At 70.3% G+C, this 23,088-nt stretch carries 18 protein-coding genes; 5 read left to right on the top strand and 13 right to left on the bottom strand.

The window, feature by feature from the left end:
- Positions 1-351: 351 nt before the first annotated feature.
- From GR130_RS06240 to GR130_RS06230, 3 genes are all read left to right on the top strand, one after another.
- Positions 352-942 carry a hypothetical protein gene (locus GR130_RS06240; protein ID WP_236572849.1) on the top strand — a complete coding sequence of 197 codons (591 nt, stop codon included), beginning with the start codon at positions 352-354 and terminating at the stop codon, positions 940-942.
- Positions 943-1,059: 117 nt separating this feature from the next.
- A complete protein-coding gene (locus GR130_RS06235; RefSeq protein ID WP_159503776.1) occupies positions 1,060-2,412 on the top strand; it encodes a Dyp-type peroxidase in 1,353 nt (450 codons plus the stop codon).
- Positions 2,413-2,466: 54 nt separating this feature from the next.
- Positions 2,467-3,591 (top strand): catalase family protein, encoded by a 1,125-nt coding sequence (locus GR130_RS06230; protein ID WP_159503775.1) that lies wholly within the window; start codon positions 2,467-2,469, stop codon positions 3,589-3,591.
- A gap of 259 nt (positions 3,592-3,850) precedes the next feature.
- Here the strand turns inward: GR130_RS06230 and GR130_RS06225 are convergent, their stop codons facing one another.
- The 3 genes from GR130_RS06225 to GR130_RS06215 all read right to left on the bottom strand — a co-directional run bounded on the left by GR130_RS06225 (position 3,851) and on the right by GR130_RS06215 (position 7,686).
- Entirely contained in the window at positions 3,851-3,988 is a 138-nt protein-coding gene (locus tag GR130_RS06225; RefSeq protein ID WP_236572841.1) for a hypothetical protein, read from the bottom strand.
- A gap of 59 nt (positions 3,989-4,047) precedes the next feature.
- The gene (locus GR130_RS06220) at positions 4,048-5,988 is read right to left on the bottom strand and encodes a TIGR03960 family B12-binding radical SAM protein (protein WP_159503774.1); all 1,941 of its coding nucleotides are present in this window, start codon (positions 5,986-5,988) and stop codon (positions 4,048-4,050) included.
- Positions 5,989-6,096: 108 nt separating this feature from the next.
- Complete coding sequence (locus GR130_RS06215; RefSeq protein ID WP_159503773.1) at positions 6,097-7,686, bottom strand: CYTH and CHAD domain-containing protein; 1,590 nt, start codon at positions 7,684-7,686, stop codon at positions 6,097-6,099.
- A gap of 167 nt (positions 7,687-7,853) precedes the next feature.
- Between GR130_RS06215 and GR130_RS06210 the strand changes: the two genes are divergently transcribed.
- Positions 7,854-8,348: an ATP-binding protein gene (locus GR130_RS06210; RefSeq protein WP_159503772.1), complete on the top strand. Its 495-nt coding sequence runs from the start codon at positions 7,854-7,856 to the stop codon at positions 8,346-8,348.
- Between the two features lie 58 nt (positions 8,349-8,406).
- On the opposite strand, the gene GR130_RS06205 is transcribed toward GR130_RS06210, so the two are convergent.
- The 9 genes from GR130_RS06205 to GR130_RS06165 form a co-directional block, all read right to left on the bottom strand.
- Positions 8,407-9,621 carry an FtsW/RodA/SpoVE family cell cycle protein gene (locus GR130_RS06205; RefSeq protein ID WP_159503771.1) on the bottom strand — a complete coding sequence of 405 codons (1,215 nt, stop codon included), beginning with the start codon at positions 9,619-9,621 and terminating at the stop codon, positions 8,407-8,409.
- The gene (gene mrdA, locus GR130_RS06200) at positions 9,618-11,762 is read right to left on the bottom strand and encodes a penicillin-binding protein 2 (protein WP_159503770.1); all 2,145 of its coding nucleotides are present in this window, start codon (positions 11,760-11,762) and stop codon (positions 9,618-9,620) included. Before mrdA ends, GR130_RS06205 begins: the two co-directional genes overlap by 4 nt.
- 49 nt (positions 11,763-11,811) lie before the next feature.
- Positions 11,812-12,525, bottom strand: a complete 714-nt coding sequence (gene mreD / locus GR130_RS06195) for a rod shape-determining protein MreD (RefSeq protein WP_159503769.1) — start codon at positions 12,523-12,525, stop codon at positions 11,812-11,814.
- A gap of 3 nt (positions 12,526-12,528) precedes the next feature.
- Entirely contained in the window at positions 12,529-13,458 is a 930-nt protein-coding gene (gene mreC / locus GR130_RS06190; protein ID WP_159503768.1) for a rod shape-determining protein MreC, read from the bottom strand.
- 243 nt (positions 13,459-13,701) lie between these two features.
- Entirely contained in the window at positions 13,702-14,721 is a 1,020-nt protein-coding gene (locus GR130_RS06185; protein ID WP_003985182.1) for a rod shape-determining protein, read from the bottom strand.
- Positions 14,722-15,019: 298 nt separating this feature from the next.
- On the bottom strand, positions 15,020-15,433 hold the full coding sequence (gene ndk / locus GR130_RS06180) for a nucleoside-diphosphate kinase (protein WP_159503767.1): 414 nt from the start codon (positions 15,431-15,433) through the stop codon (positions 15,020-15,022).
- A gap of 108 nt (positions 15,434-15,541) precedes the next feature.
- Entirely contained in the window at positions 15,542-15,886 is a 345-nt protein-coding gene (locus tag GR130_RS06175; RefSeq protein ID WP_159503766.1) for a DUF4233 domain-containing protein, read from the bottom strand.
- Between the two features lie 2 nt (positions 15,887-15,888).
- The gene (gene folC, locus GR130_RS06170; protein ID WP_159503765.1) at positions 15,889-17,403 is read right to left on the bottom strand and encodes a bifunctional tetrahydrofolate synthase/dihydrofolate synthase; all 1,515 of its coding nucleotides are present in this window, start codon (positions 17,401-17,403) and stop codon (positions 15,889-15,891) included.
- Between the two features lie 91 nt (positions 17,404-17,494).
- The gene (locus GR130_RS06165) at positions 17,495-18,943 is read right to left on the bottom strand and encodes a peptidoglycan D,D-transpeptidase FtsI family protein (RefSeq protein ID WP_159503764.1); all 1,449 of its coding nucleotides are present in this window, start codon (positions 18,941-18,943) and stop codon (positions 17,495-17,497) included.
- Between the two features lie 254 nt (positions 18,944-19,197).
- Between GR130_RS06165 and GR130_RS06160 the strand changes: the two genes are divergently transcribed.
- Positions 19,198-20,451, top strand: coding sequence for a hypothetical protein (locus tag GR130_RS06160; RefSeq protein WP_159509784.1), 1,254 nt, complete (start codon positions 19,198-19,200; stop codon positions 20,449-20,451).
- Here the strand turns inward: GR130_RS06160 and GR130_RS06155 are convergent.
- A complete protein-coding gene (locus GR130_RS06155; RefSeq protein WP_159503763.1) occupies positions 20,417-23,038 on the bottom strand; it encodes a valine--tRNA ligase in 2,622 nt (873 codons plus the stop codon). The genes GR130_RS06160 and GR130_RS06155 overlap by 35 nt on opposite strands.
- Between the last annotated feature and the right edge of the window lie 50 nt (positions 23,039-23,088).

The following is a 23,088-nucleotide window of genomic DNA, read 5'->3' as shown; positions in this document are numbered from 1 at the left end:
ACGGACCGCCGACGCCGAGCGCGCTCAGCACGTCAGCCATCTCAGGGCTCCGTGACGTCAGTCACAGCGTCGGCGATCCGCCGTAAGGCGTCGCTCACGTCACTGGCCGTTTGCGCTGTTCGCAGGCTGCTTCACGCTCAGCGGGAGCAGCTTCTTGCCCGTCGGGGCGATCTGGATCTGGGTGTCCATCTGAGGGCAGATCGAGGTCCCCAAACGGGCCCTCTCCGAACTAGAAGGCTTGGGATGCGCGGCAATGTATCCGCAGTGAGGATTGATATGTGAGGGCGATGGCGCCTCATGCTCGGGTGCTTGGTGGCCCTCGCACCGATCCGTGGTTGGGAGAGATCCACGATGACCGCGACGACAGGTGCAACCCGATCGCCTCACCCCGAGCGCCCGGGCAGGTCGGATGGAGTCTGCAGCGAGTTCACCGTCTTTACCAAGATCAAGCCGGGCCATGCGGATGCGCTGCGTAAGGACCTCGCCACGCTCGCCGACGCGGCGGATGACGAGAGGGTCCATGCGGCGGTGCGCCAGATCGGCACCCTGCATGACGCACGGCACGTGATCTTCGACAACGACACCCGGTTCATGTTCGCCAGCGTTTTCGACGGCTCCTGGGACACCTACATCGACGACTTCGCCCAGACGGTGGTCGGGGCCCGCTTCGACAAGGTCTTCTCGCACAGCGAAGGATTCCCCGGCATCGCCGATCCAGGGGTGAAGGACTGGTTCGTCGCCCACCAGGAGCCCGCAGGAGTCTTCGTCAGCGCCTACCCCGACCTGACCGTTCAGCAGATCTACAAGGACCACCGCGTGGACGACGCGTTCCAGGAGGTGCTGGACACCCCCCAGTTCCGGGCGGCGCTGGACAACCCGGCCAACGCGGAGTTGGTGGCCACTCCTGCCTTCCAGAAGCTGCTGGAGGAAGCCTCGGCCTAGAACCCGGACACAGCCGACCCTCGGAGCCCACCCACCATCGGTGGACCACGCCAGCCGGTGCGAGTCGGCCATAGCAGGGCTGTCCAGGCAGAGACCGATGTGGAGGCACAAGCAACCATGAACGCAGCGGACACCAGTAGCGCGGCCGGCGTGAGCGTCGAGATCGACGACGTCCAAAGTGGGGCCCTGCGTCCGAGGCCCGTCCCGTACGAGGGAAAGTTCGTCTTCCTGCGCGTCGATGACCGCCATGCCGGGCGCGCCCTGCTGCGGCGGCTGCTCCCGGTGACCTCGGGTGGTCTGCCGAGCGCGGACCGGAGACAGGATGCCTGGGTCGCTGTGGCGTTCACCTTTCAGGGGCTGAGGGCCCTGGGGGTGCCCCAGGAGTCGCTGGACAGTTTTCCGCGGGCGTTTCGTGAGGGCATGGCCGCTCGGGCGGAGCTGATCGGCGACGTGGGCGAGTGCGCGCCGGCCCGCTGGGAGGCGCCGTTCGGAACCGGCGATGTCCACATCGCGTTGAGTGCCCTCTCCTCCGACGCGGGACAGCTGGACAAGGAGCTGGAGCGGGCCCGTGTCGCCTACGAGGACACTCCCGACGTCCAGGTGATCTGGCAGCAGGAGGTCCGCCAGCTCCCGACCGGGCGTACCACCTTCGGCTTCCGTGACGGCATCAGCCATCCGAACATCGAGGGAGTCGGGCTACCCGGCTCCAACCCCCAGGAAGCCCCCATCAAGGCCGGCGAGTTCATCCTCGGCTACCCCGACGAAACCGGCAGCCTGCCGCCCATCCCCAGCCCCGATGTGCTGGGGCGCAACGGGACCTACGTGGCCGTTCGCAAGATTCACACCGACGTGGCGGCCTGGCGCCGGTACCTGCGCGCGAACAGTTCCAGCGCCGAGGAGGAGGCGCTCCTGGCGGCGAAGATGGTCGGGCGCTGGCCGAGCGGAGCACCGCTGACGCTGGCACCGGAGCGCGATGATCCGGAGCTGGCGGCCGATCCGCACCGCGTCAACAACTTCCTGTACCGGGAGAACGACGACCGAGGGTACCGGTGCCCCGCTGGTGCGCACATCCGGCGCACCAACCCCCGTGATGCCACCATCATCGGCGACGCACGGATGCACCGGCTCATCCGCCGCGGCACCACCTACGGCCCGCCGCTGCCCGAGGGCGTACTGGAGGACGACGGCGCCGACCGCGGCTTGGTCGGAGTATTCATCGGGGCCCACCTGGAACGACAGTTTGAGTTCATCAAGGCCGAATGGGTCAACGACGGCAACTTCATCGGCTACCCAGGCGAGAAGGACCCGGTGGCCGGACATCACGGCGGAACCGGCAGCGTCACCATCCCGGAGAAGCCGGTCCGACGGCGCCTGCAGAACCTGCCCGGCTTCGTGGTCACCCGCGGCGGCGAGTACTGCTTCCTGCCGGGGCTGCGTGCCCTGCGCTGGCTCGCCGCACTGGAGGACTGACGGCGATTCCCACCCCTGAGGTCCGATCACGCTCTTCGAGGAGAGGTCGAAGCCATGGCAGCACAGTTCGTCCGCTACACGCCTGAGGTCGAAGACGACGACCCGGACTTCGACCGCAACGTGCAGACGGTGATCGAAAAAACGGAGAGCTACATCGCCGAGTCGGTCAAGGCCGGCGGCACTGGACGGGCCCTCCGCGACGCCCACGCCAAAGGCTACGGGCTGGTCCGAGGGGAAGTGGAGATCCTGGACGGGCTTCCCCCCGAGTACGCCCAAGGCATCTACGCGACTCCGGGAACCCATGATGCGCTCATCCGCTTCTCCAACGGCTCGCCTCACGCCGGAGCCGACGCGCGACTGGGCGCCGCCACCGGACTGGCGCTGAAGATGTTCGACATCCCCGGCCCGACCCTGCTGGAAGACGAACCGGACACGGGCACATTCGACTACGCCAACATCAACGGACCGATCTTCTTCTGCAACACGGTCGAGCACTACCTGTTCATCCAGGAATTGTTCCTGAACGCGCCGGCCTACTTCTCCAAGGGCCGACCCGGCGCGCGTCGTTTCTTCACCGAGTTCGTGACCGGGAAGGGAACGCTGGACCAGGACAACTGGGCGTGGGACGAGTTCCTGGCCTTCCTGCGCCTGTCGAAGACCCCTCCGGCACACCTGCTGCTGTCGAGCTACTGGACGATGGGCGCGGTCCGGCACGGGGACTACATCGCCAAGGTGCGGATCACCCCCGACCCGTCCTCCGCCGCCGCGGTGGTCCGGCGCACCATCGACCCGACCTCGACGGCGGAGGTCTTCCGACCCGCCCTGCAAGCCGAGTTGCAGGAACGGCCCTACGCCTTCGACATCCAGGTACAACTCTGCACCGACCTGGAACGCATGCCGGTGGAGGACACCACCGTGGAGTGGCCGGAACAGCTCTCGCCGTCCGTCACCGTGGCCAAGCTGCGGCTGCCACAGCAGGACATCTCCGGCCCGGAAAACCTGGAGAAGATGGACGCGCTGTCCTTCACGCCCTGGCGGGTCACCGCCGAGCACGCGCCCCTGGGGAACATCATGCGGGCCCGCAAGGAGGTCTACCGACGATCCTCCATCGCGCGCCACAAGCTCAACCAGCAGCCGCGCGCAGAGCCGCGCAGAGCCGACGACGCGCTTGGCGCTTGACCCGGCCCAGCACCGAGACGGTGGGTGCAAGGCGGCGGTTTGACCGTCGTCGACTGCGGCCCGCGGCGCCTCGGCCCCCTGCCCGGGGGTGACAGGCGCCGCGCCGACACGGCAGTCAGCCCACTGAGTCGCGTTCGGTCACGCTGGCCTTCTCGACCCGATTCGAACGAATGGCCTAGACAGGGCGCGTGCAGCACTCGGGCGCGGGCACTCCGGCGACCATCGGACAACCAGGCCGCGCAATACGCCCGAAGGCCCCTCACACCCACTCAACCTCGGAGTGGACGTTCGAGGGGCCTCCCTGCGTCGGCAGAGGCGTTCCGGGCATCTCTGCCGATGCGACGGACCGCCGACGCTCCGAGACGCCGACGCCGAGCGCGCTCAGCACGTCAGCCATCTCAGGGCTCCGTGACGTCAGTCACAGCGTCGGCGATCCGCCGTAAGGCGTCGCTCACATCACTGGCCGCTGTTCGCAGACTGCTTCACGCTCAGCGGGAGCAGCTTCTTGCCCGTCGGGCCGATCTGGATCTGGGTGTCCATCTGAGGACAGACGCCGCAGTCGAAGCACGGGGTCCAGCGGCAGTCCTCGACCTCGGTCTCGTCGAGGGCGTCCTGCCAGTCCTCCCAGAGCCAGTCCTTGTCCAGGCCGGAGTCGAGGTGGTCCCAGGGGAGGACCTCCTCGTAGGTGCGCTCGCGGGTGGTGTACCAGGCGACGTCCACCCCGAAGTCCGGGAGGGTCTTCTCGGCGGCCTGCATCCAGCGGTCGTACGAGAAGTGCTCGCGCCAGCCGTCGAACCGGCCGCCGTCCTCGTAGACGGCGCGGATGACCGCGCCGATGCGGCGGTCGCCGCGGGAGAGCAGGCCCTCGACGATGCCGGGCTTGCCGTCGTGGTAGCGGAAGCCGATGGAGCGGCCGTACTTCTTGTCGCCGCGGATCTTGTCGCGGAGCTTCTCCAGGCGGGCGTCGGTCTCCTCGGCGGAGAGCTGCGGGGCCCACTGGAAGGGGGTGTGCGGCTTGGGCACGAACCCGCCGATGGAGACCGTGCAGCGGATGTCGTTGGACCGGGAGACCTCGCGGCCCTTGGCGATGACCTTGGTCGCCATGTCCGCGATCTGGAGGACGTCCTCGTCGGTCTCGGTCGGCAGACCGCACATGAAGTAGAGCTTGACCTGCCGCCAGCCGTTGCCGTAGGCGGTCGAGACGGTCCTGATCAGGTCCTCTTCGGAGACCATCTTGTTGATGACCTTGCGGATCCGCTCGCTGCCGCCCTCGGGGGCGAAGGTCAGCCCGGAGCGGCGGCCGTTGCGGGTCAGCTCGTTGGCGAGGTCGATGTTGAAGGCGTCGACCCGGGTGGAGGGGAGCGACAGGCCGATCTTGTCTTCCTCGTACCGGTCGGCGAGGCCCTTCGCGATGTCGCCGATCTCGGTGTGGTCCGCGGAGGACAGCGACAGCAGGCCGACCTCCTCGAATCCCGTGGCCTTCAGGCCCTTGTCCACCATCTCGCCGATGCCGGTGATGCTTCGCTCCCGTACGGGACGCGTGATCATGCCGGCCTGGCAGAAACGGCAGCCGCGGGTGCAGCCACGGAAGATCTCGACCGACATCCGCTCGTGGACGGTCTCGGCCAGGGGGACGAGCGGCTGCTTGGGGTAGGGCCACTCGTCGAGGTCCATGACGGTGTGCTTGGAGACCCGCCACGGGACGCCGGAGCGGTTCGGCACGACGCGCGAGATGCGGCCGTCGGCGAGGTACTCGACGTCGTAGAACTTGGGGACGTAGACGCTGCCGGTCCTGGCGAGGCGGAGGAGCAGCTCGTCGCGCCCGCCCGGCCGGCCCTCGTTCTTCCAGGCGCGGATGATCTCGGTGATCTCCAGCACCGCCTGCTCGCCGTCGCCGACCACCGCGCAGTCCAGGAAGTCCGCGATCGGCTCCGGGTTGAAGGCGGCGTGTCCGCCGGCCAGCACCAGCGGGTGGTCCTCGGTGCGGTCCTTGGACTCCAGCGGGATACCGGCCAGGTCCAGGGCGGTGAGCATGTTGGTGTAGCCGAGTTCGGTGGAGAAGCTCAGGCCGAAGACGTCGAAGGCACCGACCGGGCGGTGGCTGTCGACGGTGAACTGCGGCACCTCGTGCTCGCGCATCAGCTCTTCGAGGTCCGGCCACACGCTGTACGTGCGCTCGGCGAGGACGCCCTGCCGCTCGTTGAGGACCTCGTAGAGGATCATGACGCCCTGGTTGGGCAGCCCGACCTCGTAGGCGTCGGGGTACATGAGCGCCCAGCGGACGTCGCAGCTGTCCCAGGGCTTAACGGTGGAATTCAGCTCTCCGCCGACGTACTGGATCGGCTTCTGCACATGGGGCAGCAGAGCTTCGAGCTGCGGGAAAACCGACTCGGACATCTCGAACCTTCATGGGCTGACAAGGGGCGACTCACAAGCGTAACCCGCTCGGAGTCACCCCTCGGCACGGCGAGCGCCCCGCACCGCGGCGGCCGGGCGCCCGTGCGGTCACCGCCGCAGGGCGTCCCGGTACTTCGGACGGGAGACCTTCGCCCACAACCCCGGCAGTTCCCGTTCGCGGTCGGCGGCGCGGGCCTCCTCCCGGCCGTAGAGCAGGCCGAAGGTGAAACCGCTCTCACCGGCCCCGCGGGCCTGGGTGGCCAGTTCGCGCAGGGCCGCGCGGGCGACCACGCTGTCCTGGTGGTCGCCGAGCAGCTGCTGGACCTGCTTGGCCCGCCGGGTGAACGTCCGCGCCGGGCGGCCCAGCGCCGGCTGGGCCGCCTCCGCGGCGTACCGGATCCGCTTGGCGGCCTTGCGGGCGCTGTGCAGCGCCTCGTCGCGGGCCGGTCCGGCGGGGGTGCCGAGGGCCGTCTCGACGCGGCCGGCCAGCCGCCGGTAGTCCTTCAGCACGGCGTCGGCGACGATCCCGGGGGCGGGCCGGGCGGCGGGGGCGCGCAGCGGCGGATCGGCGAGCAGGGCGTGCAGGGCCTCCAGCAGGGCGAGATAGCGCGGCCCGTCGAGCGCGGCGAGCAGCCGGCCGCGCGCTCCCGTACGGCGGCGCCCCGACCAGATGCGCAGCCGGGCGGTGACCGGGCCCAGCCGCAGCGTCCGGGGCACCTCGGCCAGCGCGCCCGCCAGCCGTTCGGCCAGCACCTCCTGGTCCCGTCCCACCCCCAACTCGACGGCCAGCCAGCGGAGTTCGGCGCCGATCGGGTCGGTTGCGGCCCGGTCGAGCACCGCGGCGTAGGAGCGGAAGGCGCTGCGCAGCCGACGGGTGGCGACCCGCATCTGGTGGACGGCGTCGGGCAGGTCGCGGCGGACGGCGGGGTCCAGTGCGACGATCGCCCGGACCTGCTCGCGGACATAGTCCAGGACGACGTCTCCGGCGGTGCGACGGCCCCTCCCGGCCGGCCGCGGCGGCTTCTCCCCCGCCGCCTCCGCCACCCCTGCCGCCCCGTCCGGCGCGGTCTGCGCCAGCGCCCTCGCCAGCTTCGAGCGCGCCGGCGCCGGGCGCAGCCCCGCGGCGGCCAGCAGCCGACCGGCCTCGTCCAGCAGGGCCAAGTCCCCGCGCTCCGGCGCCAGTTCCACCTCGACCTCGCGCCAGCGGGCCTTGCCGGCCCGGCCCAGCCCCTCCGGGTGCAGCCGCCGCGCCCGCACCTCGTCCACCGCGACCTCGGCGAGCGGCGCGCCCGCGGCGTCCCGGAGCACCCGGACGGTACGCCGGGTGCGCAGCCGTACGACGGGGACCAGCTCGGCGCCGCGCACCCGCGAGCGGACCAGCGCGGCCAGCTCGGCGGGCGGGGCGCCGGACAGCGGCGCCCGGATCTCGTCGCGCACACAGCCGGCGGCGCCCGCGAGCGCGACCGGGAGCTTGAGGTGCCAGCCCGCGTCGGCACCGCCGGTGCGCCGCCGCAGGGTGATGCCGTCCGCGGCGAGGCGCTGGTCGCCGGTGTCGTAGTAGAGGGCGTCGAGGTCTTCGGCGCCCTGTTCCACCACGGTCGCGACCCGGCCGATCCCGGTCAGGTCGGGGAGCCGGATGTCGTCGGTGGCGCTTGCGGCCTCGTACTTCCGCTCGATCTCCCGCACGGTGTCCGCCATGCATCGAATCTAGTCAGCCACCACCCGCCCGACCACCCACCCGGCACCGCGGCGGGGTCGCGCGCTCCGGTGGGCGGGTAGCACTGCCGGCACACGGTGTCTTACGGTGTGTGACAGGTCGCCCACGCAGCGTGGCGACCGGCGTTCGACCGACACCGGGAGAAACCGTGCACCCCCATACCGCAGCCGTCGCCCGGCCCCCGCTCTGCGTCTCGGCGGGCGCCCGCCCCCATCTGCTGACCGCGCCGAGCAGCCCCACCGCCCCGAAGGCCGCCCGGGACTTCGTCCGCACGGTGCTGCGCCGGGGCCCGCTCGCCCCCCTGCTGGACACCGCCGTGCTGCTGACGTCGGAGGCGGTCACCACCTCCCATCTGCGCACCCCCGCGCCCGCGGACATCCTGCTGCGGGTGCTGACGGCCGGTCACGGGCTGCGGATCAGCGTGCACGACGAGCCGCCGGCGGCGGTCCGCCTCCCCGCACCCTCCCCCGAGGGCCTCCGGCACGTTCCGCCCCGCGGGGCACCGCATGTGCCGCCCGGCGACCGCGACCCGGCGCACGGGCTGCTGCTGATCAGCCGGCTCGCCGACGACTGGGGCATGACCCCGTTCGCCGGGCCGCCCCGCTCGGCGTCCCTGTGGTTCACCCTGCACACCCCGCGCTGAGCGGCCGGCCTGCGGCCCCGTACCGGCCCGGCCGCAGGCCGGCCCGGAGCCCACGGGCTCAGCGCGCGGCGGACACCGGGCGCTGCACGCGGATCGACTGGAGCAGCCCGATGGCGATCCAGACCGCGAACATCGAGGTGCCTCCGTAGGAGACGAACGGCAGCGGCAGACCGGTGACGGGCATGATGCCGAGGGTCATCCCGATGTTCTCGAAGGACTGGAACGCGAACCACGCGACGATGCCGGCGGCCACGATCGTGCCGTAGAGCTCGCCGGTCCCGCGGGCGATCCGGCAGGCGCGCCAGAGCACCACGCCCAGCAGGAGGATGATCAACCCCGCGCCCAGGAAGCCCAGTTCCTCGCCGGCGACGGTGAAGATGAAGTCGGTCTGCTGCTCGGGGACGAACTGGCCGGTGGTCTGGCTGCCGTGGAAGAGGCCGGAGCCGGTCAGCCCGCCGCCGCCGATCGCGATCCGCGCCTGGTTGGTGTTGTAGCCGACGCCGGACGGGTCCAGGCTCGGGTCGGCGAACGCGGCGAAGCGGGCGATCTGGTACGCGTCCAGCAGCCCGAGCTGCCAGATGGCGAGGCAGCCGACGACGCCGGTGCCCAGCAGGCCGAGGATCCAGCGGTTGGAGCAGCCGGAGGCGACCAGCACGCCCAGGACGATGGCGCCCAGCACCATCACCGAACCGAGGTCGGGCATCAGCAGGATGACGCCCACCGGGATCGCGGCCAGGCCGAGGGCCTGGACGACGGTGCGGTGGTCGGGGCGCGGGCGGTCGCCGGCGTCGACCCGGGCGGCCAGCACCATCGCCATGCCGAGCGTGATGGTGATCTTGGTGAACTCGGCGGGCTGGAGCGAGAAGCCGCCGGGGATCGCCAGCCAGGAGCGCGAGCCGTTGATGGTGGCGCCCAGCGGGGACAGCACCAGCAGCGCGAGCAGCACCGAGACGCCGAAGAGGACCGGGACGGCACCGCGCAGGGTGCGGTGGCTCAGCCAGACGGTGCCGGCCGCCAGGGCCAGCCCGATACCGGTGTTCAGCACGTGGTGCAGGAGGAAGAGGTACTCGTCGCCCTTGGTGAGCCCGGTGCGGTTGCGGGTGGCGGAGAAGACCAGCAGCGAGCCGAGGAAGGACAGCCCGAGGCAGGACAGCAGCAGTATCCAGTCCAGCCTGCGCACCACCGAGTCGTGGGCGGTCAGCTTGCTCCAGACGCCCGGCTCGGGGGTGTAGCGGCGGACGGCGAACGCCCGGGAGAAGAGCGGGGTGCTCACTGCGGCGGACTCCCGGAGGGCGACGGGGACGGGTCGGCCGGCGGCGGCTTGATGGGCTGGGCCTCGATGGTGCCGTCGCTCTCGATCTTGGGCAGCGAGGTCTCCGGCTTCGGGAGGAGGGCGGCCTTGGGGTCGATCTCGCCCTTGTCGTTGACGCCGTAGAGCGCGTCGTAGATCTTGCGTACGGCCGGGCCGGAGGCGCCGGAGCCGGTACCACCCTGGGAGATGGTCATGACGATCGTGTAGTCCTTGGTGTACGTCGCGAACCACGAGGTGGTCTGCTTGCCGTAGACCTCGGCCGTACCGGTCTTGGCGTGCATCGGGATCTTGTCCTGCGGCCAGCCCTGGAAACGCCAGGCGGCGGTACCGCGCATCGTCACGCCCTGGAGCGCGGCGCCGATCTGCTGGAGCGTCTGGGGCGTGTCGGGCAGGTGGCCGTGCGCCTTGGGCTGGATCATCCGGACGTGCTTGCCGTCGGCGCTGACGATCGCCTTGCCGACGGTCGGGTTGTAGAGCGTGCCCCCGTTGCTGAGCGCGCCGTAGATGGTCGCCATCTGGATCGGGGTGACGAGGGTGTCGCCCTGTCCGATGGCGTAGTTGATCGAGTCGTAGGCGTGCAGCTTCATGCCTTCGAGGCAGCCCTCACGGGCGAGCTTGGAGACGTAGTCGTCACCGCTCTTGCCCTGCGAGCACCAGGTGTCCTTGTTGGCCTTCCAGAACGCGTTCTTCCACTGGCGGTCGGGGACCCGGCCCTTCACCTCGTTGGGGAGGTCGATGCCGGTGGTCTTGCCGAGGCCGAACTGGTGGGCCGTCTTGTAGAACCAGTCGCTGGGGTTCGCCTTGGGCTTGTCGCCGCCGTCCTTCTTCCACTCCTCGTGCCCGATCCGGTAGAAGACGGTGTCGCAGGAGACCTCCAGCGCACGGCCCAGGCTGATGTCGCCCTGCGATTCGCCCTCGAAGTTCCGGAAGACCTGGCCGCCGATGCTGTACGAGCTGGTGCAGGGGTAGTGGCCGTCGAAGGGGTAGCCGGCGTTGACCGCGGCGGAGGTCGAGATGACCTTGAAGATCGAGCCGGGGGCGGCCTGCCCCTGGATGGCGCGGTTGAGCAGCGGGTAGTTGGAGTCCTTGCCGGTGAGGTGGGCGTAGTCCTTGCCGGAGATGCCGCCGACCCAGGCGTTGGGGTCGTAGGTGGGGTTGGAGGCCATCGCCACCACCCGGCCGGTCTTGGCCTCCATGACGACCACGGCGCCGGAGTCGGCCTTGTAGTTGGTGCCGGTGTTCCGGTCCACCTGCTGGCGGGCGTCCTTCATCGCCTGGTCGAGCTGCTTCTCCGCTATGGCCTGCACGCGGGCGTCGATGCTGGTGACCACGCTCGAACCGGCCTGGCCCTTGTCGCTCTTGGCCTGGCCGATGACCCGGCCGAGGTTGTCGACCTCGTAACGGGTGACGGCGGCCTTGCCGCGCAGGTACTCGTCGTACTGCCGCTCCAGCCCGGACCGGCCGATCTGGTCGGAGCGCAGCAGCGGCGCGGGGCTGTTCTTGGCCTTCGTGATCTCCTCGTCGGTGACCGGCGACAGATAGCCGAGAACCTGGGCGGCGTTGGCGTCGCCGGGGGCGGCGTAGCGGCGTACGGCGGTGGGCTCGGCACTGATGCCCGGGAAGTCCTCGGAGCGCTCGCGGATCTGGAGGGCCTGCTGGGTGGTGGCCTCGTCGGTGATCGGGATCGGCTGGTAGGGCGAGCCGTTCCAGCAGGGCTGCGGGGTCTTGGCGTCGCAGAGCCGGACCTTGTCGCGGATCTCCTGCGCGGGCAGGTTCAGGACCTTGGCCAGCCGGGTGAGCACGGCCTTGCCGCCGTCCTTCATCTTCAGCAGGTCGGTGCGGCTGGCGGAGACCACGAGCCGGGTCTGGTTGTCGGCCAGCGCCACCCCGCGGGCGTCGAGGATGGAGCCGCGGGTGGCCGGGTCGATGACCTGCTGGACGTGGTTGGACCTGGCCTTGGCGGCGTACTCCTGGCCGTTGCGGATCTGGAGGTACCAGAGCCGGCCGCCGAGCGTGGCCAGCAGCGAGAAGACCAGGATCTGGATCGCGACCAGCCGGATGGTGACCCGCGAGGTCCGGCCGGTTTCCGGAATATTGCTCATGGCGCGCAGCGCCTCCATGCGGGGTGGTGGTCGGGTGACGGGTGGGCGCTCACAGCCTCTTGACCCCCTTGAGTCCCTTGACGCCCTTCATGCGGCCCGACTTGCCGCCCCGCGCCGGCTTGGGCACCCGGCCGGTCCGTACCGCCTTCATGGCGCCGCGGCTGGCCTTGAGGCCGGTGCCGGTGTTGAGCCAGCCGTACGCCGGCTTCCGGCGGGCCACCGGAATCGCGGAGCCGCCGGAGCCGTCGGTGGCCAGCGGATCGTGCTCCGTCCGGCGCGCCAGCGCCATCACCAGCGGGACGGTGAAGGGGGCCAGCAGCAGGTCGTAGAGCGTGGAGCTGAGCAGCAGCCCGACGATGCCGACGTGCCGGGCCGCGGTGTCGCCGACGAGCGAGCCGACGCCCGCGTACAGCAGCGTGGAGCCGAGGGCGGCGCCGAGGACGACCATCAGCGGCAGGGTCGCCGAGCGGTGCTGCCCGCTGTCCGGCTTGGTCAGGCCCGCGGCGTAGCCGATGACGCACAGGACCAGGGCGTAGCGCCCGATGGCGTGGTCGGACGGCGGGGCGAGGTCGGCGAGCAGTCCGGCGCCGAAGCCGATCAGCGAGCCGCCGACGTGGCCGTAGACGAGGGCCAGCCCGAGGACCACCAGCAGCAGCAGATCCGGTACGGCGCCGGGCAGTTGGAGTCTGCCGAGGATGCTGACCTGAATGATCAGGGCGACCACCACCAGCGGGGTGGCGAGCAGGATCCGGTTGATGCGCATCGGTCAGCTCCTGGGAGAAGCGCTCGCGGAGGGGGTGGCCGTGACGGTGACCGTCGGCGTCGGTTCGGGTTTGACCGGGGGCGGCAGCACGGTGTCCCGCGGGTCCTCGCGGGGCGGCTGGACGACGACGCCGACGATGTCGAGCGACGAGAAGGAAACGAACGGCGTGACCTGGAGGGTGCGGGTCAGATCGCCGTTGAGCGGTTCGACCTTCGAGACCGTGCCGACCGGCACTCCGGGCACGAACGGCTTGTCCTTGCTGGAGCCGAAGGTGACCAGCCGGTCGCCCTTCTTGACGTCGGCCTTGCCGTTGAGCAGCTGGACGCGCAGCGAGCGGACGCCCTGCCCGTTGGCGAAGCCGATCTCGTTGGTCTTCTCCATGCGGGTGCCGACGGTGAACTCCGGGTCGGCGGCCAGCAGCACGGTGGAGGTGTGCGGGGTGACGGTGGTGATCCGGCCGACCAGCCCGTCGCCGTTGAGGACGGTCATGTCGCGGGCGATACCGTCGCGGCTGCCGGCGTCGATGGTGACGGTCCAGGAGAAGCCCTGCGCCGATCCGATGGCGATGACCTCGGCGCCCTTGATGGCGTACTGGCCGGTGCCGGCGGTCTTGAGGATCTTGTCCAGTTCGGCGGCGCGGCTGCGGTTGTGGTCGGGCGAGGAGAGCTTGGCCTTCAGGGCCGCGTTCTCGTGCTCCAGGGTCCGGATGCGGTTGTGGCGCTCGCCGGAATCCCGTACGGCGCCGACGGCGTTGCCCACCGGGTTGACGACCCGGGCCACGCCGCGCTCGACCGGGCCGAAGGCAGAGGCGGCGGCCTGCCGGGCGCCGTCGAGCGGGGACTGTGCGCCGCCGCGGATATCGACCGTGATCAGCGCGAACGCGATCGCGACCAGCAGCACCAGCAGCAGCCGGCTCTCTCGTGTGTCCCTCACGTGCGGCGGCCGTGTCCTTCCTCGTAGGACCGGCCGGCTGCGGACCCGCCGGTCTCGTTCGGGAGTTGAGCGTTGTGCCTTGATGTGACGGTGCGGGCGGTGGAACGTCCGTGCACCGTATCTGTGGGAGCGTTACGGGTGTATGTCAGCGATCCGGCGGACGGATCGGCTGCTGTGTGTATGGTGCCCGACCCCCGCGACCGCCGTGTGACGGCCGCGGAACGAGTCGGGTCCGGGGTCTCGTCAGCGGCGCGGCTGGGAGTCGAGGACCTGCTGGAGCGCCTCGAACTCCTCGACGCACTTGCCGGAACCGAGCGCGACGGAGTCGAGCGGGTCCTCGGCGATGTGGATGGGCATACCGGTCTCGCGGCGCAGCCGCTCGTCGAGGCCGCGGAGCAGAGCGCCGCCACCGGTGAGAACGATGCCGCGGTCCATGACGTCACCGGACAGCTCCGGCGGGCACTTGTCGAGGGTCGTCTTGACCGCGTCGACGATGGAGTTGACCGGTTCCTCGATGGCCTTGCGGACCTCGGCGGCGGAGATGACGACGGTCTTCGGCAGGCCGGAGACCAGGTCGCGGCCGCGGATCTCGGTGTGCTCGTCCTGCTCCAGGTCGTACGCCGAACCGATGGTGATCTTGATGGACTCGGCGGTGCGCTCGCCCAGCAGCAGGCTGTACTCCTTCTTGATGTGCTGGATGATCGCGTTGTCCAGCTCGTCGCCGGCCACCCGGATCGACTGGGCGGTGACGATGCCGCCGAGCGAGATGACCGCGACCTCGGTCGTCCCGCCGCCGATGTCCACGACCATGTTGCCGGTGGCCTCGTGGACCGGCAGGCCGGAGCCGATCGCCGCGGCCATCGGCTCCTCGATGATGTGGACCTGGCGGGCGCCTGCCTGGGTCGACGCCTCGATGACCGCGCGGCGCTCAACTCCCGTGATTCCGGAGGGGACGCAGACGACCACCCGCGGGCGGGCGAGGTAGCGCCGCTTGTGGATCTTCAGGATGAAGTAGCGGAGCATCCGCTCGGTGATCTCGAAGTCGGCGATCACGCCGTCCTTCAACGGCCGTACGGCGACGATGTTGCCGGGCGTCCGGCCGATCATCTTCTTCGCCTCGGCACCTACGGCCAGGATGCCGCCGGTGTTGGTGTTGATGGCCACGACCGACGGTTCGTTGAGAACGATGCCGCGGCCCCTGACGTACACCAGCGTGTTGGCGGTCCCGAGGTCGACAGCCATGTCACGGCCGATGAACGACATGTTGTTCCCCATGAGGATACGTCTGGCCTTCCCAACTGGAGCGAATGCTTACTTTGAGGTCGGCAGGAGGTGATGCGCTGTGAGGCGCGGAAGCCCCCATCGTAGTTCGTAGTGGTACCCCACCCGAACACGGCGGGAGGCCGTTTAGCCATTGTCAGCCGTACACGCACCCGCCCCCCTCAATGGTGACGTCGTGTCGCGGGGATGCGTTCCCCCGATCGTGTCGTGTACACCAAGGGGCGACCGATGATTTCACCGGTCGCCCCTGGTCACAAGGGGGTTGGCCACTAATGGCGTGTCAGGAAATCCCGGGGAAGAAAATCTTGATCTCGCGCTCGGCGGACTCTTCGGAATCCGAGGCGTGGATCAGATTTTCCCGGGTGATCGTTCCGAAGTCCCCACGAATGGACCCACTCGGGGCGGCAATCGGGTCAGTGGGCCCGGCCAGTGCCCGTACGCCCTCGATGACCCGCTCACCCTCGACGACCAGCGAGACGACCGGGCCGGACGACATGAACTGCACCAGCGGCTCGTAGAAGTCCCGGCCGACGTGCTCGGCGTAGTGCTGCTCAAGAAGGGCGCGGTCGAGCGTGCGCAGTTCCAGCGCGCTGATCGTCCAGTTCGCCTTGCGCTCGATCCGGCCGATGATCTCGCCGATCAGGCCGCGCTGGACGGCATCGGGCTTGAGAAGGACGAGGGTGCGCTGGCTCACGAAGGGACTCCCTGTATATGCCTGTATATGAACGACGGTCAGCGTTGCCTTGAGGCTACCGGCTACGCACCGGCCCTCCGGTGCCGGGCCCCCGCGGCCTGGCGGGGCTCAGCCCGCGGCGGACGATTCGGCCGCGAACCGGGCCTTCGCGTCGTCGATCTTGCGTCCGAAGTGCACCGACGCCCACCACAGCGCGGCGAAGACACCGCCGAGGAAGTACATCGTGGGGATGACCAGGCCGCTGGCGATCAGGCCGATCTGGAGCACCCAGCCGAGCTGGACGCCGCCGGGGCGGTTCAGCATGCCGCACAGCAGGACGCTCAGCAGCATCGCGATCCCGCTGACCGTCCAGATCGTGGCCGCCGACAGATCGGTGAGCTGCATCGCGACCAGACCGGCGAAGCCGATCACGAAGAACTCCCCTATCAGGGTGCTGGCACACAGCGTGCGCATGGTCAGTTCCTTCCCAGGAGCAGCCGGGCCTCGCCGACCGTGATCACCGAACCGGTCACCAGCACGCCCGCGCCGGAGAACTCGCCCTCTTCCTCGGCCAGCGTGATCGCCGCCTCCAGGGCGTCGTCCAGGCGCGGCTCGACCTGGACCCGCTCGGCGCCGAAGACCTCGACGGCGACGGCGGCCAGCTCGTCCGGGTCCATCGCGCGCTGGCTGGAATTACGCGTCACCACGACCTCGGCGAAGATCGGCTCGAACGCCTCCAGGAAGCCCCGGACGTCCTTGTCGGCGCTGGCGCCGACGACCCCCACCAGCCGGCTGAAACCGAACGCCTCGGTGACCGCCTCGGCCGCCGCCTGCGCGCCCGCCGGATTGTGCGCGGCGTCCAGCACGACCGTGGGGCTGCGCCGGACCACCTCCATCCGGCCGGGCGAGACGACCGCGGCGAACGCGGAGCGGACGGTGTCGATGTCGAGCGGGCGGGCGTGCTCGGAGCCGACGCCGAAGAACGCCTCGACGGCGGCGAGCGCGACCGCGGCGTTGTGCGCCTGGTGGGCGCCGTACAGCGGCAGGAAGACCTCCGGGTACTCGCCGCCCAGTCCGCGCAGCGTCAGCATCTGGCCGCCGACCGCCACCTCGCGGGAGAGCACCCCGAACTCCATGCCCTCGCGGGCGACCGTGGCATCCACCTCGACGGCGCGCTTGAGCATCACCGAGGCGGCGTCCACCGGCTGCTGGGCGAGCACGACCGTCGCGTCCTTCTTGATGATCCCGGACTTCTCACCGGCGATCTGCTCGGGCGTCTCGCCGAGGCGGTCGGTGTGGTCCAGCGCGATCGGGGTGATCACCGCGACATCGGCGTCGATGACGTTGGTCGCGTCCCAGGTGCCGCCCATGCCGACCTCGACGACCGCCACGTCCACGGGGGTGTCCGCGAAGGCCGCATACGCCATCGCCGTCAGCACCTCGAAGAAGGAGAGGCGGTACTCCTGCTGGGCGTCGACCATCTCTACGTAGGGAGCGATGTCGCGGTACGTCTCGATGAAGCGCTCGGCGGAGATCGGGCTGCCGTCCAGGCTGATCCGCTCGGTGATCGACTGGACGTGCGGGCTGGTGTACCGGCCGGTGCGCAGCTCGAAGGCGGAGAGCAGGGCCTCGATCATGCGGGCCGTGCTGGTCTTGCCGTTCGTCCCCGTGATGTGGATGGAGGGGTAGGCGCGCTGCGGCGTGCCCAGGATGTCCAGCAGGGCGACGATGCGCTGGACCGACGGGTCGAGCTGGGTCTCGCCCCAGCGGCCGGCGAGTTCCTCCTCGACGGCGCGCAGCGCGCGGTCGACCTCCGGGTCGGCGGGGCGGGCCGGGACCTGGTCCCCCTGCGGCGGTCCGGCCTGCGCGCGCAGGGTCCGGCTGCCGGCCTCGATCACAGCGAGGTCGGGGTCGCGATGGGTCTCGGCCTCGACCATGTCGTCGAAGGCGTCGGTCGGGTCGGGGTCGTCGTTCTGGGGGCGCTCGCTCACGACGACAAGTCTACGAGGCACCTCTGACAGCGGGCGCGCTGCGCCACCGCCCGCCGGCACCGCGCCGCACCCGGCCCGGCCGGTGGCCCGGCTACTTCAGCGCGGCCTGCATCATCGCCTTGGCGATCGGGGCCGCCAGCCCGTTGCCGGAGACCTCGTTGCGGGCCGCCAGCCCGTCCTCGACCATCACGGCGACCGCGACCTGGTGCCCCTTGCCGTCATCGGCGTACGAGACGAACCAGGCGTAGGGCGTACCGCTGTTGTTGACGCCGTGCTGAGCGGTGCCCGTCTTGCCGCCGACGGTCAGTCCGCCGATCTGCGCGTTGGAGCCGGTGCCCTGGTCCACGACCGTCTGCATCGCCGACCGCAGCTGCGCCGCGGTCCGCGCCGACATCACCTGGTGGTAGGTCTTCGGGCTGTTCTTCTGGACGGTGTTGCCGCCGCCGTCGGTGAGCTGATCGACCAGCTGCGGGGTCTTCAGGTCGCCCCCGTTGGCGATCGCCGAGGCGACCATGGCCATCTGGAGCGGCGTCGCCTGGTCGTTGAACTGGCCGATCCCGGAGAGCGCGGTCTGCGCCTGGTCCATGTCCGACGGGTAGACGCTCTTGGTCGCCCGGACCGGGACGTCCATCTTGTCGTCGTTGAACCCGAACTTCTCGGCCTGCGCCCGCACCTTGTCCTTGCCGAGGTCCACCGCCATCTTCGCGAAGACGGTGTTGCACGAGTACTGGAGCGCGGTGCGGATGGTGGCGTTCTCGCAGGGCGCCGAGGAGCTCTCGTTGGTGAGCTTGGTGCTGGTGTTCGGCAGGGTGTACGGGTCGGGGCTGGCGGTGGGCTGGTCCACGGAGGAGTACAGGCCGTTCTCCAGCGCGGCGGCGGCGACCACCAGCTTGAAGGTGGAGCCGGGCGGCAGCGGCTGGCGCAGCGCGCGGTTCAGGTTGGGCTGCCGGCTGTCCTGCGACATCGCCTGCCATGCCTTCTGGTCGGCGGCGCCGGACCCGGCGAACGTCCCGGGGTCGTACGACGGGGTGCTGACCATGCCCAGGATCCGGCCGGTCGCCGGGTCGAGCGCGATGGCGGCGCCGGTCTTGCCGCCGAGGGCGTCGTAGCCGGCCTTCTGGACCTTGGGATCGATGGTGGTGGCCACGTCGCCGCCCCTGGGCCGCTCGTGCAGCAGCGCGTCGGAGGGGGTCTGCAGCCGGCTGTCGGTGCCGCCGAGCAGGTCGCTGTAGAGGCTCTCCAGCTGGGTGCTGCCGAAGATCTGCGAGGAGAAGCCGGTGACCGGGGCGTAGAGCGGGCCGTTCTTGTAGGTCCGCTTGTACTTCAGGTTGGCGTTCGTGGTGGCCGAGCCGGTGACCGGCTGCCCGTCGACGAGGATGTTGCCGAGCGGTGCTGAGTACTTGGCGATCGCCACCCGCGGATTGTGCGGGTCGTCCTGGTAGTCACTAGCCTTGGCGCCCTGGATCCAGGTGGCCCAGCCCATCAGCACAAGGATCATTGCGAGGCAGAAGACCGACACCCTCCGCAGTGGCTTGTTCATGGGCGCGGCTCCTCGGGCTGGACGTGCGTTTCCGCCGGGACTCCGGCATTCCGGTCCACGGTGCCTCGGCTTCATGAGAGCGCCATGAGAAGGGCGTACAACCGTGATGTGAGCCATCAGTCCGGCGGACGGGACAACCTTTCCGCCCTGATCGGCCCTCTTCCATGGCGGGGTCTGTATGTCCCCGGAGTTCAGACGACCGCACCGGTCGGGAAAGCAGGAGCTGAAAACGCGTGCCGGCAATCAGTCAGCGGATGCATTTGGTACTGCTCACCGCCTGGACCGTCCTGTGGTTCATCGTCGTGGAGCCGCACGGCGGCTTCTCGTGGCATTACCTGCGCACCGGCGGTGAGCTGATCTACCAGGGCAGCGGCACCGGCGGCCTCAACCTGTACGCGCACCACCCCGAGCTCCAGATGGGGCCGATCAGCTTCCTGACGGCGGGGCTGTTCAACCCCTTCCCCGAGGCCACCGGGCAGTTCCTGGCCGCGGCCCTGATGTCCGCGCTCGGCCTGGTCATCGTGGTGCTGGCCGGCCGCAGCGCCGCCCACCACTTCCTGGGCACCGGCACCAACCACCAGCGGCTGCGGCAGCGGGTACTGATCGCCGGGCTGGCCTTCATCCCCATGTGGATCGAGGTCGCGGTCCGCTTCGGGCACCTCGACGACGTGCTGGCGCTGTTCTTCACCGCCCTCGCGGTACGCGGTGTCACCCGCGGCAGCCCCGCGGTGACCGGTGCCTGCCTGGCCCTGGCGATGGACTCCAAGCCGACCGCGCTGGCCTTCGTCCCCCTGCTGCTGGCGCTCCCGCGGGACAAGTGGCTGCGCGCGGGCCTGTGGTGCGCGGGGCTGGTCGCGCTCGCCTGGCTGCCGTTCTTCCTCGGCGACGCCCAGTCCTTCGCCGCCGCGAAGTTCACCATCCCCAACCATCCGGCGTCCGCGCTGCGCTGGCTGGGCGTCGCCGACCCGAAGACCCCCGGCTGGGACCGGCCCGCCCAGTTCGCCCTCGGGCTCGTGCTGGGCGCGATAGCCGTCTGGCGCGGGCGGTGGGCGGCGGTGGTCCTGCTGGGCGCCAACGCCCGGATCGTGCTGGACCCCAGCGTCTACACGTACTACACCGCCTCGGTGCTGCTGGGCACGCTGCTGTGGGACGTCATCGGCCAGCGCCGGCTGGTCCCGTGGTGGAGCTGGCTGGCGGTGATCATCCTCTACGGCAGCGTCTTCGTCGTCCCCGACGACTCCGTCCGCGGGCTGATCCGGCTGGCGTTCGTGGCGGTCTCCACCGCGTACGTGCTGCTCTGGCCCGTGCGGGAGCGGGGCGGGCGCGGCGGGCGGCGGGGACGGCGCAGGCCCCCCGCCCTTGCGGACGAGGGGCCTGTGGAGCCTGAGCAGGGGCCTGCACTGCCCGCGGACCAGCAGCCCGCGCGGACCGCGGACCAGAGGCCGCTTCCCGGCGCGTGGACGCAACCGCCGGCTACGCCGTGGGCAGGCCCGCCAGCTGCCCGGTGATCCGGACGATGTCCGCCTCCGCGGCCGCCAGCCGGCCGCGGATCTTCTCCACGACCTGCTCCGGGGCCTTGGCCAGGAACGCCTCGTTGCCGAGCTTCCCGGTGGCCTGGGCCTTCTCCTTCTCGGCGGCGGCCAGGTCCTTGGTGAGCCGCTTCCGCTCCGCCTCGACGTCGATCGCACCGGACAGGTCCAGGGCGACCGTGGCCCCCGCGACGGGCAGCGACGCGGTGGCGCTGAAGCCGTCACCGGCCGGCTGGAGCCGCAGCAGCGACCGCATCGCGGCCTCGTGCGCCGCCAGCGCCGTGCCGGACAGGTCCAGCTGGGCCGGGACCTTCTGGCCGGGCTGGAGCCCCTGGTCGGAGCGGAACCGGCGGACCTCGGTGACGATCTGCTGAACGGTCTCGACCTCCCGCTCGGCCGCCGCGTCCCGGAAGCCCGAGTCGCGGGGCCACTCGGCGATGACCACCGACTCACCACCGGTCAGCGTCGTCCACAGCGTCTCCGTGACGAACGGCACGATCGGGTGCAGCAGCCGCAGTGTGACGTCCAGGACCTCTCCCAGCACCCGGCGGGAGGCGTCGGCGGCCGGGCCGCCCGCCATGAACGTCGTCTTGGACAGCTCGACGTACCAGTCGAAGACCTCGTCCCAGGCGAAGTGGAAGAGGGTGTCCGACAGCTTGGCGAACTGGTAGTCGTCGTAGTACGCGTCGACCTCGGCGACGACCGCGTTGAGCCGGGAGAGGATCCACCGGTCGGTCGCCGACAGCTGCTCGGCGGGCGGGAGTTCGCCCTCCACCGTCGCGCCGTTCATCAGCGCGAAGCGGGTGGCGTTCCAGATCTTGTTGGCGAAGTTCCGGGAGCCCTGGACCCAGTCCTCGCCGATCGGCACGTCGACACCGGGGTTGGCGCCGCGGGCCAGGGTGAAGCGGACGGCGTCCGAGCCGTAGGCGTCCATCCAGTCCAGCGGGTTGACCGCGTTGCCGAAGGACTTGGACATCTTCTTGCCGAACTGGTCGCGGACCATGCCGTGCAGCGCGATGGTGTGGAACGGCGGGGTGCCGTCCATGGCGTACAGCCCGAACATCATCATCCGGGCGACCCAGAAGAAGAGGATGTCGTAGCCGGTGACCAGGACCGAGTTCGGGTAGAACTTCTCGACGCTCGGGGTCTGCTCGGGCCAGCCCAGCGTGGAGAACGGCCACAGGCCCGACGAGAACCAGGTGTCGAGGACGTCGGTGTCCTGGTGCCAGCCCTCGCCGGTGGGCGCCTCGTCGTCCGGTCCGACGCAGACGACCTCGCCGTTCGGGCCGTACCAGACCGGAATGCGGTGTCCCCACCACAACTGCCGGGAGATGCACCAGTCGTGGAGGTTGTCGACCCAGCCGAAGTACCGGGACTCCATCTCCTTGGGGTGGATCGCGACCTTGCCCTCGCGGACCGCGTCACCGGCGGCCTTCGCCAGCGGGCCGACCTTGACCCACCACTGCATCGACAGCCGCGGCTCGATGGTGGTCTTGCAGCGCGAGCAGTGCCCGACGGAGTGGGTGTACGGGCGCTTCTCGGCGACGATCCGGCCCTCGGCGCGCAGCGCGCCGACGATCGCCGACCGGGCCTCGAAGCGGTCCAGCCCCTGGAACGGGCCGTGCGCGGTGATCACGCCGCGCTCGTCGAGGACGGCCAGGTTCGCCAGGCCGTGGCGGCGGCCGATCTCGAAGTCGTTCGGGTCGTGCGCCGGCGTGACCTTGACCGCACCGGTGCCGAACTCCGGGTCGACGTGCTCGTCCGCGACGACCGGGATGCGGCGGCCGGTCAGCGGCAACTCGATCTCGGTGCCGACGAGGTGGGCGTACCGCTCGTCCTCCGGGTGGACGGCGACGGCGGTGTCGCCGAGCATCGTCTCGGCGCGGGTGGTGGCGACGACGATCGACGTGTCCCCGTCCCCGTACCGGATCGAGACCAGCTCGCCGTCGTCGTCCTGGTACTCCACCTCGATGTCCGAGATGGCGGTCAGGCAGCGCGGGCACCAGTTGATGATGCGCTCGGCGCGGTAGATCAGCTCGTCGTCGTAGAGCCGCTTGAAGATCGTCTGGACGGCCTTGGAGAGGCCCTCGTCCATGGTGAACCGCTCACGGGACCAGGCGACGCCGTCGCCCAGGCGCCGCATCTGCCCCGAGATCTGGCCGCCGGACTCGTCCTTCCACTGCCAGACCCGCTCGACGAACGCCTCCCGGCCCAGGTCGTGCCGCGAGACGCCCTCCTTGGCGAGCTCCCGCTCGACGACGTTCTGGGTGGCGATGCCCGCGTGGTCCATGCCCGGCTGCCACAGCGTCTCGTACCCCTGCATCCGCTTGCGGCGGGTGAGGGCGTCGATCAGCGTGTGCTCGAAGGCGTGGCCCAGGTGCAGCGAGCCGGTGACGTTCGGCGGGGGGATGACGATGGTGTACGGCGGCTTGTCGCTCTTCTCGTCCGCCTCGAAGTAGCCCCGCTCTACCCAGCGCTCGTACAGCGGCCCCTCTACATCGGCCGGCGTGTACTGAGTCGGCAGTTCGGGGACGCTGTGCTTGGGCTGCTGAGTGTTCTCGGTCACGACGGACAGTGTACGGGCGGGAATGTAGCGGCTTCGAATCGGTTTCGCCC

The sequence above is a fragment of the Streptomyces sp. GS7 genome (assembly GCF_009834125.1).
In the GTDB taxonomy this organism is placed as follows: domain Bacteria; phylum Actinomycetota; class Actinomycetes; order Streptomycetales; family Streptomycetaceae; genus Streptomyces.
Note: the sequence above shows the minus strand (reverse complement) of the source record. Positions and strands in the feature narration are given on the sequence as shown.

Excerpts from the sequence above, each read along its gene's own strand:
- GR130_RS06160 (WP_159509784.1), top strand. The coding sequence starts at position 19,198 with ATGCATTTGGTACTGCTCACCGCCTGGACCGTCCTGTGGTTCATCGTC.
- GR130_RS06175 (WP_159503766.1), bottom strand. The coding sequence starts at position 15,886 with ATGCGCACGCTGTGTGCCAGCACCCTGATAGGGGAGTTCTTCGTGATC.
- mrdA (WP_159503770.1), bottom strand. The coding sequence starts at position 11,762 with ATGAGCAATATTCCGGAAACCGGCCGGACCTCGCGGGTCACCATCCGG.
- GR130_RS06165 (WP_159503764.1), bottom strand. The coding sequence starts at position 18,943 with ATGAACAAGCCACTGCGGAGGGTGTCGGTCTTCTGCCTCGCAATGATC.
- GR130_RS06235 (WP_159503776.1), top strand. The coding sequence starts at position 1,060 with ATGAACGCAGCGGACACCAGTAGCGCGGCCGGCGTGAGCGTCGAGATC.
- GR130_RS06185 (WP_003985182.1), bottom strand. The coding sequence starts at position 14,721 with ATGTCGTTCATCGGCCGTGACATGGCTGTCGACCTCGGGACCGCCAAC.
- GR130_RS06215 (WP_159503773.1), bottom strand. The coding sequence starts at position 7,686 with ATGGCGGACACCGTGCGGGAGATCGAGCGGAAGTACGAGGCCGCAAGC.
- GR130_RS06230 (WP_159503775.1), top strand. The coding sequence starts at position 2,467 with ATGGCAGCACAGTTCGTCCGCTACACGCCTGAGGTCGAAGACGACGAC.
- GR130_RS06220 (WP_159503774.1), bottom strand. The coding sequence starts at position 5,988 with ATGTCCGAGTCGGTTTTCCCGCAGCTCGAAGCTCTGCTGCCCCATGTG.
- GR130_RS06240 (WP_236572849.1), top strand. The coding sequence starts at position 352 with ATGACCGCGACGACAGGTGCAACCCGATCGCCTCACCCCGAGCGCCCG.
- GR130_RS06225 (WP_236572841.1), bottom strand. The coding sequence starts at position 3,988 with ATGGCTGACGTGCTGAGCGCGCTCGGCGTCGGCGTCTCGGAGCGTCGG.
- mreD (WP_159503769.1), bottom strand. The coding sequence starts at position 12,525 with ATGCGCATCAACCGGATCCTGCTCGCCACCCCGCTGGTGGTGGTCGCC.